A 15002-nucleotide genomic window follows, 5' to 3' on the forward strand; every position below is an offset into this window, starting at 1 on the left:
CGGCGCCGCCGGCGTGTCCTCCCGCGTCGCGGGCGAGAACTCCATGATCACGGCGTGACCGGCGGCCTGCGGCACGTCACCACCGCGCGGCTGCGCCTGGACGCCGTCGTCCCCGCCGACCTCGACGCGCACGCCGCGCTGATGGCCGACCCCGGCACCTGGGCGCACCTGCCCACGGGCCGGCACACCTCGCCGGAGCAGACCGCGGCCGGCATCGCGCACACCCAGCGGCACTGGGCCGACGACGGCCTGGGCTACTGGACCGCCCGGCTGCGGGAGGACGCCGCCGAGCCCGGCCTGGAGCCCGGCCGGGTGGTCGGCACGGGCGGCTGCGCCCGACGGGTCGGCACCGACTGGTGGAACCTCTACTACCGGTTCACCCCGGCGGCGTGGGGCCGGGGCCTGGCCGCCGAACTGGTCGCCGCCGCGCTGGCCGCCGCCCGGGCGGTCGACCCGGCCCGGCCAGTGGTGGCCTACCTGCTCGAGCACAACGTGCGCTCGCGCGGCCGGGCCGAGCGGGCCGGCCTGACCCTGGTGTGGCGCGGCCCGGACGCCGGCAACCCCGACCCGGGCGCGGTGCGGCTGGTGTACGCCGACCGGCCGCTGGACGCGGAGCTGCTGGACCGGGTCGCGGCGCTCGCGTGACCCCGCTCGAGGCCGTGGCCGTGACCGCGGCGGGCCTGGCCGCCGGCGCCATCAACGCCGTGGTCGGCTCCGGCACGCTGGTCACCTTCCCCGTCCTCCTCGCGGTCGGGCTGCCGCCGGTGACCGCGACGGTGAGCAACTCCCTCGGCCTGGTCCCGGGCAACCTGACCGGCTCCCTCGGCTACCGGCGGGAGCTGGCCGGGCAGGGCGGCCTGGTGCTGCGTCTCCTGCCGGCCTCGGTGCTCGGCGCCCTGACCGGCGCCTTCCTCCTGCTGCACCTGCCCGCGGCGGCCTTCGAGGCGGTGGTGCCGGCGCTGGTGGGGCTGGCCGTGGTGCTGGTCGCCGTGCAGCCGCTGGTGCAGCGGACGCTGGCCCGGCGCCGGGCGGACGACGCGCCGCGACCGCTGGGCCGGGGCCGGCTGCTCGCCCTGCTCGCCGGCGCGTACGCGACCGGCAGCTACGGCGGCTACTTCGCCGCCAGCCAGGGCGTGCTGCAGGTCGGCGTCTTCGGGCTCCTGGTGCGGGAGTCGCTGCAGCGGCTCAACGCGCTGAAGAACGTGCTCACCCTCGCGGTCAACGCCGTGGCGGCCGGGGCCTACGTGGTGGTGGCCACCGAACGGGTCCACTGGGCAGCGGCCGGCCTCGTCGCGGCGGGCTCGCTGGCCGGCGGGTACCTCGGGGCCCGCTTCGGGCGCCGGCTGCCGTCCCCGGTGCTGCGGGCGGCGATCGTCGTCCTCGGCTGCACGGCCGTCGCGGTGCTGCTCACCCGGTGAGGACACGGGGGGCCGGGGCGCTGCATGCTGTCGGCATGACCCGTCCGGCCGCCGAACGCTTCGACGACGCCCTCCGCACCGTCCCGCCCGAGCTCGCCCGGCCCGAGCTCCTGCCCTCGCGCCTGGCGCGCGCCGCCGCCGCCGCGCTCCCGGTCGACGGGGCGGGCCTGAGCCTGCACGTCGGTGCGCTGCGCACCCCCATCGGCGCCAGCGACGAGCTGATCGCGCACGCGGAGCGGCTGCAGTTCACCCTCGGCGACGGCCCGTGCCTGCGCGCCCACGACGTGGGCGACACCGTGACCTTCGACCCCGAGGACATCCAGCACAACTGGCCCGAGCTGTGGGCCGCGCTCTCGGCGGCGACCCCGTTCCGCGCCGTCCTCTCGGTGTCGCTGCCGCCGCCGCTGGGCCCGCTCGTGGTGCTCGACCTCTACGCCCGCGAGCCGGAGGGCCTCCAGCGGCTGGACCGCGAGGAGGTGCGCACGATCGCCACCGCCACCACGCAGGAGCTGGCGGTGGCCGTCCGCGGCCCCGACTTCCCGGACGACGGCAGCGGCTGGCTCGAGGGCCCCGACGCCCGCCGCCGGGCGCGGGTGTGGCAGGCCATGGGCCTCATCGGGGTCGCCTGCGACCTGGACGGCCCCGACGCGATCGCCACCATGCAGGCCGCCGCCCTGACCAGCGGCCGCGTGGTCGACGACATCGCCGAGGACATCGTCTCCGGCCGGCTCTCCCCCCGGGACCTCGCCGGGGCACCCGTGCCCGACGACGACCTGGGGTGACGCCCCTCGAGTTCGGGTTGCTGGTCCTGGCCGGGCTCGCCGCCGGGCTCACCGGGAGCATCGCCGGGCTCGCCTCGCTGGTCAGCTACCCGGCTCTGCTGGCGACCGGGTTGCCGCCGATCACGGCCAACGTGACCAACACCGTCGCCCTGGTGCTCAACAGCGTGGGGTCGGTGAGCGCGTCCCGCCCGGAGCTGACCGGGCAGGGACGGCGGCTGCTGCCGCTGGCCGCGGCCGCCGTCCTCGGCGGGGTCGCCGGCGCGGTGCTGCTGCTGCTCACCCCCGGCGAGGCGTTCGAGCGGATCGTGCCGTGGCTGATCGCGGCCGCGTCGGTGGCCATCCTGGTCCAGCGCCCGCCCCGGGACCTCGCCGCGGAGGGGGCCGCCGGGCAGGCGACCCACCCGCACCGGGACCCGTGGTGGCTGCCGCTGGGCACCCTGGCGATCGCGGTGTACGGCGGGTACTTCGGCGCCGCGGCCGGGGTGCTCATGCTGGCCATGTACCTGCTCACCACGGGGGAGGGCCTGCCGCGGGGCAACGCGCTGAAGAACGCCGTCCTCGGGGTGGCCAACGCCGTGGCCGCGCTGGGCTACGTGTTCTTCGCCTCGGTGGCCTGGTCGGCGGCGCTGCCGCTGGCCCTCGGCCTGTTCCTCGGCGGCCGGCTCGGCCCGGGCGTCGTGCGCCGGGCACCGCAGACCGCGCTGCGCCGGGTGATCGCGCTGGCCGGCCTGGGCCTGGCCGCGCACCTCGCGGTGCAGGCCTACACCTGACGCCGGTCGGCCCGCGGAGATCAGCGCACGGGGGCTCCGCGCAGCGCGGTCAGCTCACGTAGGCGGCGAGGAAGAGCACGAACGCCGACGCGGCGAGCAGCAACCGCGCCGGCGTCAGCCCGTTGAGCAGGCCGGCGGTGGCCTCCACCGACGCAGGCCGCACCGGGAGGTCGCGGGAGCGGCGCAGCAGCCGGACCTCGTCGGCCAGCAGCACGACGGCGGCACCGAGCAGGGTCAGGCCCACGGTCACGAAGACCAGCGCCAGCCGGGCGGCGAAGCCCTCGGCGACCCCGGCCAGCAGCAGGACGACGAGCAGCCCGGCGACCAGGCCGGCCAGCGCCCCGGCCACCGGCGCCCACGGCCCCATCCGGGTGAGCGGGCTCGGCCGGCGCGGGCGGACCCGTGGCCGGCCGGTGACCGGAGCGGTCGGCTGGTGCCCGTCCGCGGGCGGGGTGGCGGGCGGCGCGGCCTCGGGCGTGGCACGGGGCCCGGCGGCGGAGGCGGCGGTGGCCCCGGACGGGGGCTCCCCCGCCGGCCCGGTGAGCGACGGCCCCGCGCCCGCCCCGGCGGGCGACGGCCCCGCGCCCGCCCCGGCGGGCCTGGGCGCCGGCGGCGGCACGGACGGCACCGGACCGGTGGCCTGCGGCGGGGCCGGCAGGGTCGCGGTCGGCGGCGGCCCCGGGGTCTGCTGGGGGGAGGACGGCTCGGGCGTCGGCGACTCGGGCATCGCCGTCCACGCTAGGCGGCGGGGCCGACGGTTCCGGGGACCTGCGCCCGGGGTGTCGGCATGTCGACCTGTCGACCTCCTCGCGAGGGGCCCACCCCGAGCCTGCAGGAAGCGGGGAGGGACGGGGCCCTTCGTCAGACCAGCCGGCGGCTGCCGGGCGCGACGACCCGCAGCCAGCGGTACCCGTAGCCGTCGAGGGCCAGGTCGGCCCCCCCGTCCTCGCCCAGCACCTCCTCGCCGGATTGCAGCAGGTCCACCAGCCGGTGCTCCGGGCCGCAGTCGGCGAGCCGGACCGGGACGGTGACCGGCTGGGCACCGAGGTTGTGCACGGCCACCAGGGCACCCTCGTCCCAGGTGCACAGGTGCGCCAGCACCTGGGCGTGCGGCTGCTCCAGGACGGTGTAGGTGCCCCAGCCCAGCTCCGGGGACTCGCGGTACCGGCGGATCAGCAGCTTCATGAACGACAGCAGCGAGTCGGGGTCGTGCCGCTGGTCGGCGACGTTGACGAACTCCGGGGCGAAGCCGCCGTCGACCACCGGGCCGGGCAGCGCGTCGGGGTCCTCGACGGTGGAGAAGCCGCCGTTGCGGCCCGAGGTCCACTGCATGGGCGTGCGGACGGCGAGCCGGCCGGGCGCGTCGAGGTCCTCCCCCATGCCGATCTCCTCGCCGTAGAACAGCACCGGGGTGCCGGGGAGGGAGAACAGCAGGCTGTAGACCAGGCGGACCCGCCGGGGGTCGCCGTCCAGCATGGGCGGCAGCCGGCGGCGCAGGCCGCGGCCGTAGACCTGCATGCGCTCCTCGGGGCCGAAGGCGGCGAAGACCTCCGCGCGCTCGTCGTCGGAGAGCTTGTCGAGGGTGAGCTCGTCGTGGTTGCGGACGAACGTGGCCCACTGGCTGTCGGGGTTGACCGCCGGCCGCCGGGTGAGCGCCGTCGTCAGCGGGCCGGCGTCGGCGCGGGCCAGGGAGAGGTAGAGCGCCTGCATGCCGACGAAGTCGAACAGCATGGTCAGCTCGTCGCCGTCGGAGCCGCCGAAGAAGTCGACCTGCTGCTCGTGCGGCAGGTTCACCTCGCCGAGCAGGATGCCGTCGCCGGTGCGGCGGCCGAGGAACCGGCGCAGCGCCCGCAGGTAGGCGTGCGGCTCCGGGAAGTGCTCGGCGTCGTCGGGCTGGGTCTCCAGGAAGAAGGGGACGGCGTCGACGCGGAAGCCCGACAGCCCGAGCTGCAGCCAGAAGCCCATGATCTTGGCGATCTCGTCCCGGACGCGCGGGTTGGCCACGTTGAGGTCGGGCTGCTCCTTGTAGAAGCGGTGCAGGTACCACTCCCCCGTGGCCTCGTTGCGGGTCCAGGTGCTGTCCTCCTGGTCGGGGAAGACGACCTGGTCGGAGGTGTCCGGCGGCTCGTCGTCCCGCCACACGTACCAGTCGTGGAGGGGGTCGTCCTTGCTGCGGCGGGCCTGCTGGAACCAGGGGTGCTGGATCGAGGTGTGGTTGACCACCAGGTCGGCGATCACCCGCATGCCCCGGTCGTTCGCCGTCCGGATGGCCTCGACCAGGTCACCGTGCGTGCCCAGCCGCGGGTCGACGCCGTAGAAGTCGGTGATGTCGTAGCCGTCGTCGCGCTCGGCGGTCGGGTAGAAGGGCATCAGCCACAGGCAGGTCACGCCGAGGTCGGCGAGGTGGTCGATGCGCTGGGCCAGGCCGGCGAAGTCGCCGCAGCCGTCGCCGTTCCAGTCCAGGTAGGTCTCGACGTCCAGGCAGTAGACGACGGCCGTCTTCCACCACAGGTCGGCGGTGTCGGTGATGCGCATGGCGTCCTCTCCTCGGCGGCCCGTCATTCCCTACCGCAGTCGGCGCCGCCCGGCGAGCGCAGACCCCGGCCGGCCCGGCGCGGTCCCGCGGGCCAACCGCGCCGCGGCCGTGCGGCTCAGTGCAGGACGGCGGGCTGCGGCGGCTCGTGCGGGCGCAGCGGCTCCTCCGGGCCGGGCGGGTCGATCGCCACCGCCGGCTCCGGCCGGGTGACGTCCAGCTGCGGGAGCACGCGGGCCCCGAAGGCGTCGAGGAAGGGCAGTTGCTCCTTGCCGACGTGGTGCAGGTAGACCTGGTCGAAGCCGAGCTGGACGTACTCGTCGATCCACGCGGCGTGCTGGTCCAGGTCGGCGGAGATGCGCACCGCCTCCCCGACCGCCTCCGGTGTCACGTGCGCGCTCGCCTGGTCGAAGGCGTGGGTGGTCTCGAGGTCCCAGCACAGCGGGGGCGGGAAGACGTTGCTGCGCCACTGGTCGAAGGCGACGGCGACCGCGCGGTCGGGGTCGGGGTCCCAGGAGAGGTGCACCTGGATGGTGAGGGTGCCCTTCCCCCCGGCGTCCCGGTACGCGTCGACCACCTCCCGCAGGGTCTCGTGCGGCTGGTTGATGGTGACCAGGCCGTCGGCCCACTCGGCGTGCCGGCGGGCGGTGCGCGCGCTGACCGCGGGGGCGATGAGGGCCGGCTGCCGCTCCGGGAGGGTCCAGATGCGGGCGCGGTCGACGGTGACCAGGCCCTCGTGGCTGACCTCCTCGCCGGCCAGCAGCGCGCGGATGACGTCGACGCACTCCCGCAGCCGGGCGTCCCGGAGGTCCTTGCGCGGCCACACGTGCCCGGTGACGTGCTCGTTCATGGCCTCCCCGCTGCCCAGGGCCACCCAGAAGCGACCGGGGAACATCGCCCCGAGCGTGGCGATGGCCTGGGCCACGATCACCGGGTGGTAGCGCTGCCCGGGGGCGTTGACCGCACCGAACGGCAGGCCGGTGGTGGCCAGCGCGGCACCCAGCCAGGACCACGCGAACCCGGACTGCCCCTGCCGCTCGCTCCACGGCTCGAGGTGGTCGGAGCACATGGCCGCGGTGAAGCCGACCTCCTCCGCGTGCTGGACCGCGCGCAGCAGCTCGGCGGGGTGCACCTGCTCGTGCGAGTTGTGGAACCCGATCACCGTCATGGGCGCCCCCCTACCCCCGGGACGGGCGCTCTACCTCCGCCTTCCGGCTCTCCCCGATCCGGAAGGGCGGCCGGGACCCGCCCCCGGGCGCCCCCCGGGGAGGTCGGCGACCCGCCGGGGGCCGGGGACGTCGCCGACACCACGGTGGCCCTCCGGTGTGCGCGCGGGCCGGGCTGGGGAGTATCGGGGCGTGAAGCGCACCCCGACGACCGACGCATGGGGCGTCGACGCCACCTGGCTCGACGCCGCGGACGAGGAGCAGGAGGTCGCCCCGGCCACCGTCGAGCGGCTGCGGGAGGTGATCGGCACCCCGCCGGAGGACCTGGAGGACCGGGCCCCGATCGTGGCCCGGCCCGGCGACGCGCTCGAGGTCGACCGGGCCGAGGTGGTGCTGGAGGACGGCTCCACCCGGCACGTCGACGGCGAGCTGCCGGAGGACTTCCCGCTCGGCTACCACCGGCTGCGCCCGGAGCACGGCCCGGAGCGGCGGCTGATCGTCTCGCCCGGCCGGTGCTGGGAGCCCCCGGACGGCCGCGTCTGGGGCTGGGCGGTGCAGCTCTACGCCACCCGGAGCCGGGCCAGCCGGGGCATCGGTGACCTCGCCGACCTGCGGGCCGTCCGGGAGATGGCCCAGGCGCAGGGCGCCGGCTTCCTCATGGTGAACCCGCTGCACGGCGTGGCCCCGACACCCGGCCAGGAGGCCAGCCCGTACCTGCCGGCCACCCGGAGGTTCCGCAACCCGCTGTACCTGCGGGTCGAGGAGGTGCCCGGCGCCGATGCGGTCGACCTCGACGAGGCGGCCGGGCGGGCGCTCAACGACGGCGAGCTCATCGACCGGGACGCGGTCTGGGCGCACAAGCGCGCCGTGCTGCGGCGGGTCTTCGACGCCACCGGCCGCGACGACCCCGCCTTCCCCGACTGGTGGTGGCACCAGGGTCAGCCGCTGCAGGACTGGGCGACCTGGTGCGCGCTGGTCGACGTCCACGGCGGCGACTGGCACACCTGGCCCGAGGAGCTGCGCGACCCGCGCAGCGAGGCGGTCGGCCGGTTCGTGGCCGAGCACGAGCGGGACGTCGCCTTCCACGCCTGGCTGCAGTGGGCCGTGCACCGCCAGCTCGAGGCGGCCACGGCCGGGACGACGGTGGTGCAGGACCTGCCGATCGGGGTGGCCGGCGGCGGCGCGGACGCGTGGACCTGGCAGGACGTCCTGGCCCAGGGCGCCACGGTCGGCGCCCCGCCCGACGCGTTCAACGCCCAGGGCCAGGACTGGGGCTCCCCGCCGCTGGTGCCCTGGCGGCTGCGGCTGGCCGGCTACGAGCCGTTCGTCCAGTCCATCCGCGCCACCATGGCCGGCGCCGGCGGCCTGCGCATCGACCACGTCATGGGGCTGTTCCGGCTGTGGTGGGTGCCGGCCGGCGGCAGCGCCGCCGACGGGGCCTACGTGCGCTACCCGGCCGAGGACCTGCTCGACATCGTCGCGCTGGAGAGCCACCGGGCACAGGCGGTCGTCGTCGGGGAGGACCTCGGCACGGTCGAGGAGGGCGTCCGCGAGGCCCTGGCCGAGCACGGGGTGCTCGGCTACCGGCTGCTCTGGTTCGAGGAGGAGGCCCCGGCCGGGTGGACGACGGAGGCCATGGCGGCCGTCACCACGCACGACCTGCCGACCGTGGCCGGGCTGTGGACCGGCGCCGACCTCGAGGAGCAGCGCGCGCTGGGCACCGGCACCGACGAGGAGCTCGAGCGCGGGCGGGAGGCGCTGCTGGCCAGGCTGCCCGGGGTCCGGCGCAACGCCCGGCCGGAGACGGTGGTGCGGCGGGCCCACGAACTGCTCGCGCAGGCGCCCTGCCGGATGCTCACGGCGACCCTGGACGACGCGGTCGCCGAGCGCCGCCGGCCGAACCTCCCGGGGACGACGGAGCGGCCGAACTGGTCGCTGCCCCTGCCGGTGCCCCTGGAGGACCTGGCCGGCCACGACCTGGTGCAGACCGTGGCCCGCACCCTCGGGGACGCCGTCCGCGGCTCCTGAACCACGCCGGGGTCGAACGCACGTTCGGGTACGTGCCACACTCCGGCCGTGGCTGGTGGCATGCACCCGGGGCGATCCGGGCGGTCCCTCGAGGAGCGCGCGGCCCGTTCCGGGGTCGCCCCGCCCCCCGGCCAGCCACCGTCGACGGCCCGGGGGGCGGGGACGGCGGAGCCGCGCGGCCGGCACTGCTGGGTGCACGACCCGCCGGGCGCCCCCGGCGTGTGGCCCGGTCTCCTGGTCGAGTGGCGGCAGGGGGAACGCGGCTGGCACGGCCGGGTGGCCTACGCCGTGGCGGGGCCGCACGGGCCGGTGCTCGTCGAGGCCTGGGTGCCGGCGGCGCTGCTGGAGCAGCGGTGAGCAGCCCGACGCGGCCGCGCCGGTTACGCCCTCCCGGCGCTGGCTATGGCCGGGGGGACCAGAGACCGTCCCGACGAAGCGGAGACCAGCCGTGAGCGAGCCCGACCGCCCCACCCTCGACGACGTCATGGACACCACCGAGTCCGCGCCGCGCGACCGCCAGCAGCACGCCGGCGGGTACGACCGGCCCAGCGACGACGCGCTGCAGCACCGCACCGAGCAGGAGCGGCAGGCCGTGGGCTCCGACGACGCGGACCCGGCCGGCGCCGACGAGCACCAGGCCACCGACTGACGAGGGACCCCGTCCTCCTCACCGCTCGCAGGCTCGCGGCGAGCCTCGGGACGGGGCCTGCCCTGGACGGGGCCGCCGCCGGCCTCGGACGGGGACGTTCCGTGGACGCACGGGGAGCCACCGGATGACCCGCCTCACCCCCGCCGACGTCGCCTGCTGGGTGCTGAAGTCGACCCGGTCGCCGGCGGCCATCGACGGCGGGTGGGCTCCGGGCAGCGCCCGCGAGCTCACCCGGTGCGTGCGGCGCACCTCCCGGCTCGGCCTCGTCCGCGCCGGCGCGCCCTGCCTGCTCTGGGTCAGCGGCCGCGTCGAGCCGGGTGTGCACGCCCTCGGCCGGGTGACGGGGGAACCCGAGGAGGGCCCCGACGGCCCGGCCGTCCCCGTCCGCCTCACCCGCCTGGTCGGGCACGTCCCGCGTGCGGACCTGCTCGCCGACCCGGCCGTCCGCGACGCGGAGGTGCTGCGCGTCCCCGCCGGCAGCAACCCCTCCTGGCTCTCGCCCGCCCAGTACGCCGCCGTCCTCGCCCGGCTGCCCGGCGACGCCGGCCTGGGACCATGGCGGGCGTGAGTGCTTCCCGCTACCGCTGGGGCGCGGCCGCCTGGCTGCTGACGCTGCAGTTCTTCGTCGTCGAGACGGTCGTGCAGCTGCAGCTGGACCTCCCGTACTCCCGCGCCGACGACCTCGTCAGCACGCTGGGCTCGGGCCTGTCCCCCGCGGCCTGGCTCATGAACGCGTCGTTCGTGCTGCAGGGCGTGCTGATCGGCGCGGGCACCGTGCTGCTGCGCCCCCTCCTCCTGGGGGCCGGGGGGCGCATCGCGCCGGCGTTCCTCGCCGCGGCCGCGGTCGGGGTGGCGGTGGTCGGCCTCGTCCCGCAGGACGGCCGGGCGGCGGTGCACGAGGCCGGCGCCGGGCTGTACCTCGTCGGCGGCGCGCTGGCGCTGCTCGCGCTGGCCTACGCCGTCCGCCCCCGGTCCGAGGCCCTCGGGACCGCGCTGGCGGTGCTCGGCCTGCTCGGTGCGGCCGCGACCGTCTTCTTCGTCGCCGGCGTCGTGTCGCTGCTCGGCGAGGGCGGCACCGAACGGGTCGCGGCCTACGTCCTGCCGGTCGGCCTGGCGTTGGCCGGCGCCCTGCTGCCGCGGCTGCGGGACACCCGGCGTCCGCAGGGGCCGAGCCGCCGCGAGCGGCGGGCCCAGGAGCGGGCCGCGGCGGCCGAGCGGGCCCGCGAGCGCGACGCCGCCCTGGAGGCGGCGGCCGGCCGGGACGCCGACCGGCCGGCGGCGCCGGGCACGGCCGGCGGAACGGCCGGGGACACGGCCGACGACACCGCCGAGGTGGACGACTTCGACCCCGAGGACCCCTGGGCCCAGCCCCGGCGCCGGTGAGCGCCCGGAGGCTCAGGCGGGGGTGAACCGGAGGACGTCGGCCACCGGCCGGCGGCCCGAGTGGACCCGGGCCGGCGCCGAGGGGTACCCGAGGCGCAGCAGCATCTGCGGGTAGCCCACCAGCGAGAGCCGGCTGCGCAGCCGGGTGCGGGTGGCCGGCCAGTCCAGCGCCTGGGTCAGCGGCGAGGCGGCGACCCCCTCGATCGTCGCCCGCAGCAGCAGCCGGCCGAGGGCCCGGCCGGCGAGCAGCCAGGCGGTGCGGTCGTCGCCGTCGGTACCCAGCAGCACCACCGTCGGGCGCTCCACCTCCGGCGGCGGCGCGGCCGGGTCCCCCTCGGGCAGGAAGGTCTCGTGCACGCCGCGGGTGCCGACCACGAAGTCGCGGATCAGCCAGTTGGACGGCCGCGTGGCGGGGTCCTCGCTGGGCACGGTCTCGACCGGCACGCCGTCCTCGGCCGCGGGGTCGGTCCGCAGCCAGCGCTGCAGCTCGGCGAGGTACTCCGGGTCGCCCTGCTCGACCTCCTCGGCGCGCGAGAGCAGGAAGACGGTGGCGACCTCCTCCTCCGACCGGTCGATCGGCTTGACCCACACGCCGATCCCGCCGGCCTCGGCCTGCACCCGGTCCAGCAGCGCCGCCGGGAGGGCCCGCGGGAGGAACGGCGCCCGGTCGGTGTGCCGCTGCTCGATCGCGGCGAGCAGGGCACGGTCCTCCTCGGTCGCCGCGCGCTCCCCGGTGACCCGGACGGTGGCCAGGTGGTCGGCGCGCTCACCCCCGGGGACCAGCTCCACCTCGGTGTCCCGGCCCGCCGCGGCCAGGGCGACCGCGGCGAACTCGACCGCCACGCCGCAGCTGATCACCTGCTGGCGGCCCGTGGGGTCCAGCACCGGCAGCGCGCGCTCGCGGTCGAGGTGCACGTCGAGCCGGTCGGGGCCGGCGGTGAACCGCCAGGGCTGCGTGTTGTGGATCGACGGCGCGCGGACGGCCGAGGCCACCACCGCCGTCCAGGCCTGCTCGTCCATCGCGCCCGACCTCCGTGCGCTCGCCGCCACGCCGCCCTCGCGGCCGTTCCGGTCCCCTGCCTACCCCATCGGCGGCGCGGGCTGCACGTACGGCCCGCGCTGCGCCACGATGACCCCATGACCGACGCGGCCCTCGAGACGATCCCCGCCGAGGAGTGCTACCGGCTGCTGGCCACCCAGGAGATCGGCCGGCTGGGGGTCAACGCCGAGCACCACCCGCTGATCTTCCCGGTCAACTTCGCGATGGACGGGACCACGATCGTCATCCGCACTCGGGCGGGCACCAAGCTCGCCGCGGCCGAGCACGCCAACGTCACCTTCGAGGTCGACGAGGTCGACCGGAGCACCCGCTCCGGGTGGAGCGTGCTGGTGCGCGGCGTGGCGGAGGTGGTGGGCGAGGAGCACCGCGCCGAGCTGGTCGCCCGGACGCACGGCACGGGCGTCGAGCCGTGGGCGCCCGGGGACACCGGGCACTGGCTGCGCCTGGTGCCGCACGACATCTCCGGGCGGCGGATCGTGCCCGGCGAGCTCCCCCCGGCGGTGGACCCGCGCGCCTACCTCTGAGGCTCCCGTCTCCGTCTGCCACCATCGCGCACATGAGCGCACCCGCACCCTCCGGCCGGTCCCTCCGCGTCCTCGTCGGGTACGACGGGTCCCCCAGCGCGGTCAACGCCGTCGAGGCCGCGGCGCGGCTGGTGCCCGCCGCCGACGCCACGGTCCTGCACCTGTGGGAACCGCCCTTCGCCTCGCCGGAGCTGCGCGCCCGGCTCGCCGGCCGGGCGCGCGGCCTCGAGGAGCTGGGCCGGCTGCTGGAGACCGAGGGCCGGGCCGAGGCCGAGCGCCTGGCCGGCAACGGCGTCTCGCTGGCCCGCGCGGCCGGCTGGGACGCCGAGCCGCTGGTGCGGCGCACCTTCGGCGGCGACGGCTACCAGTTCGCCCGGACGGCGGAGGAGCTGGGCGCCGACCTGGTCGTCGTGGGCTCCCGCGGGCTCGGTGGCGTGCGCGCCTCGCTGGGCAGCGTCTCCGAGCTGGTCGTGCAGGTCAGCCCCGTGCCGGTCCTGGTCGTCCCCTGCCCCCTGACGACCGCCGAGTGGGCGGCGGCCGCCGAGGGACCGGTGCTGGTGGGCACCGACGGCTCCCCCGGCGCCGAGCGGGCGGCCGCGGCCGCCCGCGCCCTGCTGCCCGACCGCGAGCACCTGCTGGTCACGGTCACCGGCGACGACGGCGTGGCCGAGGGCGGCGACGGGGACCCGGGGGTCCTCCGGGTCCGCTGCTCGGGCCGGGCGGGCAGCGCGCGCGGCACCGCGGCCACGCTGGCCGAGACCGCCGCCGCCCGCGGGGCCGGGGTCGTCGTGGTCGGCGGCCGCGGCCACTCCGCCAGCCACGAGCTGCTGGTCGGCAGCGTGCCGACCGCGCTGCTGCACTGCGCGCACCGGCCGGTGCTCGTCGTCCCGTCCTCGCCGGTGCCGGGGTCGCCGGGCTGACCGCCCGGCTCAGCCGGCGGTGCCCGCCCCGGCCGGCACCGGCTCCGGCCGGCGCACCCGCCCCCGGGACCGGGCCAGCGCCACCCCGGCCAGGCACACGGCGCCGCCGGCGACGGCCAGGAGCGGCGGGACCTCGTCGAGCAGCAGCCAGGCGAGGGCGACCACCAGCGGGGGCACCAGGTAGGTGGTCACTCCCAGCCGGCCGGCGTCGCTGCGGGCCAGCGCGAACGCCCAGGTGCTGAAGGCCAGGGCCGTCGGCACCGCGCCGAGGTAGACCGCGCCGACCAGCGCGCCGGCCGGCGCCCCCGCGAGCTCCCGCCCCAGTGCGCCCGCCCAGGGCAGGCAGCAGGCGGTGCCGATCGCGCAGGCGACGGCGGTGACCTGCAGCGGCGGCAGGCGGCGCAGCACCGGCTTCTGCGCCACCACCCCGGCGGCGTAGGTCACCGCGGCGACCAGGCACAGCACGACGCCGACCGGGTCCAGCTCGGCGCCCCGGGTGGCGACCCCGATGAGCAGCACGCCGGTGAAGGCCACCGCGAGACCCGCGAGCAGCCGCGGCGGGAACCCCTCCCCCAGCCACAGCCCGGCGAACAGCGCGATGAGGACGGGGCCGGTGTTGACCAGCATCGCCGTCGTCCCGGCGTCGAGGTGCCGCTCGGCGGCGTTGAGCGCGACGCTGTACACCCCGAACCAGCCGAGACCGCAGACCAGGAGCAGGCCCGCCTCCCGCGGGGTCGGGCGCACCCACCGGGCGCCGGTCGCCAGCACCAGCAGGGCGAGCACGGCCGTGCCCACGGCCAGCCGGGCGAGCGCCAGCGGGCCGGGTGAGAGGTGGGCGCCGACCCCGCGGATGGCGACGAACGCCGAGGCCCAGGCCAGCAGGGTGAACGCGACGGCGGCGAGGACGGGCGGCGACGGGGTGCGGGGGGCGGCGGGCACGGTGCCGACCGTAGGGCCGGACGGCGACGTCCTCCGGCGGTTCCCGGACGCCGCGCTCGGCGGGTCAGCCGGCGAGGTGCCCGGCGTACGTCCGCCGGCCCCGCGCACCCCCGCTCGGCAGCGCACCGCCGTCCCGGAAGGCCGCCGACAGCCGGCCGGGCACCGGCGTGGCCACCACGTGCACACCGGGCTCCCGGGCGGCCGCCCAGGCCCGCGCCATCTCGGCCGCGGTGAGCACCTCCGGCCCGGCGAACTCGACGACGTCCCCCGTCGGCGCGGCCGCGGCCACGTCGGCCGTGTACCCGGCCGCATCCCCGACGTCGACCGGCTGGGCCCGCCAGCCCATCGGCACCGGCAGGACCGGCCCGCGGCGGGCGGTCTCGAGCAGCTGGTCGACGAAGTCGTGGAACTGGGTGATCCGCAGCAGGGTCACCGGCAGCCCGGAGGCGAGCAGCACCTGCTCGGTGGCGAACTTGGCCCGGTAGTAGCCGTAGGGCACCCGGTCGACCCCGACGATGGAGACGTACACCAGGTGCCGCAGCCGCTCCCGGTCGACCGCCTGCACCAGCCGGCGGGTGCCGGCGACGTCGGTCTGCCAGGCGTCGCGCGGATCGCTGGCCGCGTGCACGACCACCTCGACCCCGGCCAGCGCCTGCGGCAGGTCCCGGCCGCCGGCGAGGTCGCCCCGCACCCCACCCGGCCCGGCCCCGCGCCGCGACATCCGCCGCACCCGGTCCCCCCGGGCCTCCAGCAGCTCGGCCACCCGCCGGCCGAGGCGGCCGGTACCTCCCGTCACCAGAACGTCCATGGGTGCAGTCTGGCCGGACCGG

The 15002-nt window shown here is 77.5% G+C and carries 17 protein-coding genes; 11 read left to right on the forward strand and 6 right to left on the reverse strand.

What is annotated here, in order from left to right; genetic code table 11:
• The first annotated feature begins 54 nt into the window (after positions 1 to 54).
• Genes ACI8AC_RS08550 through ACI8AC_RS08565 form a run of 4 tightly spaced genes read left to right on the forward strand, consistent with a single transcriptional unit; the run spans position 55 to position 2970 of the window.
• Positions 55 to 645 (forward strand): GNAT family N-acetyltransferase, encoded by a 591-nt coding sequence (locus ACI8AC_RS08550; protein ID WP_456897106.1) that lies wholly within the window; start codon positions 55 to 57, stop codon positions 643 to 645.
• Entirely contained in the window at positions 642 to 1418 is a 777-nt protein-coding gene (locus ACI8AC_RS08555) for a sulfite exporter TauE/SafE family protein (protein ID WP_456897108.1), read from the forward strand. Before ACI8AC_RS08550 ends, ACI8AC_RS08555 begins: the two co-directional genes overlap by 4 nt.
• 35 nt (positions 1419 to 1453) lie before the next feature.
• On the forward strand, positions 1454 to 2200 hold the full coding sequence (locus ACI8AC_RS08560; protein ID WP_456897110.1) for a hypothetical protein: 747 nt from the start codon (positions 1454 to 1456) through the stop codon (positions 2198 to 2200).
• Positions 2197 to 2970 (forward strand): sulfite exporter TauE/SafE family protein, encoded by a 774-nt coding sequence (locus ACI8AC_RS08565; protein ID WP_456897112.1) that lies wholly within the window; start codon positions 2197 to 2199, stop codon positions 2968 to 2970. Before ACI8AC_RS08560 ends, ACI8AC_RS08565 begins: the two co-directional genes overlap by 4 nt.
• A 49-nt stretch (positions 2971 to 3019) precedes the next feature.
• Here the strand turns inward: ACI8AC_RS08565 and ACI8AC_RS08570 are convergent, their stop codons facing one another.
• From ACI8AC_RS08570 to ACI8AC_RS08580, 3 genes are all read right to left on the reverse strand, one after another.
• Complete coding sequence (locus tag ACI8AC_RS08570; protein WP_456897114.1) at positions 3020 to 3337, reverse strand: hypothetical protein; 318 nt, start codon at positions 3335 to 3337, stop codon at positions 3020 to 3022.
• 494 nt (positions 3338 to 3831) lie between these two features.
• A complete protein-coding gene (locus ACI8AC_RS08575) occupies positions 3832 to 5505 on the reverse strand; it encodes an alpha-amylase family protein (protein ID WP_456897116.1) in 1674 nt (557 codons plus the stop codon).
• 116 nt (positions 5506 to 5621) lie between these two features.
• Positions 5622 to 6671, reverse strand: a complete 1050-nt coding sequence (locus ACI8AC_RS08580) for a TIGR03885 family FMN-dependent LLM class oxidoreductase (RefSeq protein ID WP_456897118.1) — start codon at positions 6669 to 6671, stop codon at positions 5622 to 5624.
• Positions 6672 to 6861: 190 nt separating this feature from the next.
• Here ACI8AC_RS08580 and malQ point away from each other — a divergent pair, with 190 nt between their 5' ends.
• From malQ to ACI8AC_RS08605, 5 genes are all read left to right on the forward strand, one after another.
• Positions 6862 to 8697 (forward strand): 4-alpha-glucanotransferase, encoded by a 1836-nt coding sequence (gene malQ, locus ACI8AC_RS08585; RefSeq protein WP_456897120.1) that lies wholly within the window; start codon positions 6862 to 6864, stop codon positions 8695 to 8697.
• Positions 8698 to 8745: 48 nt separating this feature from the next.
• Positions 8746 to 9054 carry a hypothetical protein gene (locus ACI8AC_RS08590; protein WP_456897122.1) on the forward strand — a complete coding sequence of 103 codons (309 nt, stop codon included), beginning with the start codon at positions 8746 to 8748 and terminating at the stop codon, positions 9052 to 9054.
• A 91-nt stretch (positions 9055 to 9145) separates the two neighbouring features.
• Positions 9146 to 9346 (forward strand): hypothetical protein, encoded by a 201-nt coding sequence (locus ACI8AC_RS08595; protein WP_456897124.1) that lies wholly within the window; start codon positions 9146 to 9148, stop codon positions 9344 to 9346.
• 124 nt (positions 9347 to 9470) lie between these two features.
• Positions 9471 to 9914, forward strand: coding sequence for a hypothetical protein (locus tag ACI8AC_RS08600; RefSeq protein ID WP_456897126.1), 444 nt, complete (start codon positions 9471 to 9473; stop codon positions 9912 to 9914).
• Positions 9902 to 10729 carry a DUF998 domain-containing protein gene (locus tag ACI8AC_RS08605; protein WP_456897128.1) on the forward strand — a complete coding sequence of 276 codons (828 nt, stop codon included), beginning with the start codon at positions 9902 to 9904 and terminating at the stop codon, positions 10727 to 10729. The genes ACI8AC_RS08600 and ACI8AC_RS08605 overlap by 13 nt, the downstream gene beginning before the upstream one ends.
• A gap of 12 nt (positions 10730 to 10741) precedes the next feature.
• Here ACI8AC_RS08605 and ACI8AC_RS08610 read toward each other — a convergent pair whose 3' ends face one another.
• Complete coding sequence (locus ACI8AC_RS08610) at positions 10742 to 11749, reverse strand: Acg family FMN-binding oxidoreductase (RefSeq protein ID WP_456897130.1); 1008 nt, start codon at positions 11747 to 11749, stop codon at positions 10742 to 10744.
• A gap of 117 nt (positions 11750 to 11866) precedes the next feature.
• On the opposite strand from ACI8AC_RS08610, the gene ACI8AC_RS08615 reads away from it, so the two are divergent.
• Both ACI8AC_RS08615 and ACI8AC_RS08620 read left to right on the forward strand, forming a co-directional pair.
• On the forward strand, positions 11867 to 12313 hold the full coding sequence (locus ACI8AC_RS08615) for a pyridoxamine 5'-phosphate oxidase family protein (RefSeq protein WP_456897132.1): 447 nt from the start codon (positions 11867 to 11869) through the stop codon (positions 12311 to 12313).
• Between the two features lie 32 nt (positions 12314 to 12345).
• The gene (locus tag ACI8AC_RS08620) at positions 12346 to 13233 is read left to right on the forward strand and encodes a universal stress protein (RefSeq protein WP_456897134.1); all 888 of its coding nucleotides are present in this window, start codon (positions 12346 to 12348) and stop codon (positions 13231 to 13233) included.
• A 9-nt stretch (positions 13234 to 13242) separates the two neighbouring features.
• Here ACI8AC_RS08620 and ACI8AC_RS08625 read toward each other — a convergent pair whose 3' ends face one another.
• Positions 13243 to 14172 (reverse strand): DMT family transporter, encoded by a 930-nt coding sequence (locus ACI8AC_RS08625; RefSeq protein ID WP_456897136.1) that lies wholly within the window; start codon positions 14170 to 14172, stop codon positions 13243 to 13245.
• Positions 14173 to 14236: 64 nt separating this feature from the next.
• On the reverse strand, positions 14237 to 14980 hold the full coding sequence (locus ACI8AC_RS08630) for an SDR family oxidoreductase (RefSeq protein ID WP_456897138.1): 744 nt from the start codon (positions 14978 to 14980) through the stop codon (positions 14237 to 14239).
• Positions 14981 to 15002 lie beyond the last annotated feature (22 nt).

The organism is Geodermatophilus sp. SYSU D00758 (assembly GCF_054049955.1).

Coding starts and splice junctions, on each gene's coding strand:
- ACI8AC_RS08560 (WP_456897110.1), top strand. CDS start 1,454: ATGACCCGTCCGGCCGCCGAACGCTTCGACGACGCCCTCCGCACCGTC.
- ACI8AC_RS08570 (WP_456897114.1), bottom strand. CDS start 3,337: ATGGGGCCGTGGGCGCCGGTGGCCGGGGCGCTGGCCGGCCTGGTCGCC.
- ACI8AC_RS08575 (WP_456897116.1), bottom strand. CDS start 5,505: ATGCGCATCACCGACACCGCCGACCTGTGGTGGAAGACGGCCGTCGTC.
- ACI8AC_RS08580 (WP_456897118.1), bottom strand. CDS start 6,671: ATGACGGTGATCGGGTTCCACAACTCGCACGAGCAGGTGCACCCCGCC.
- ACI8AC_RS08600 (WP_456897126.1), top strand. CDS start 9,471: ATGACCCGCCTCACCCCCGCCGACGTCGCCTGCTGGGTGCTGAAGTCG.
- ACI8AC_RS08605 (WP_456897128.1), top strand. CDS start 9,902: ATGGCGGGCGTGAGTGCTTCCCGCTACCGCTGGGGCGCGGCCGCCTGG.
- ACI8AC_RS08610 (WP_456897130.1), bottom strand. CDS start 11,749: ATGGACGAGCAGGCCTGGACGGCGGTGGTGGCCTCGGCCGTCCGCGCG.
- ACI8AC_RS08615 (WP_456897132.1), top strand. CDS start 11,867: ATGACCGACGCGGCCCTCGAGACGATCCCCGCCGAGGAGTGCTACCGG.
- ACI8AC_RS08620 (WP_456897134.1), top strand. CDS start 12,346: ATGAGCGCACCCGCACCCTCCGGCCGGTCCCTCCGCGTCCTCGTCGGG.
- ACI8AC_RS08630 (WP_456897138.1), bottom strand. CDS start 14,980: ATGGACGTTCTGGTGACGGGAGGTACCGGCCGCCTCGGCCGGCGGGTG.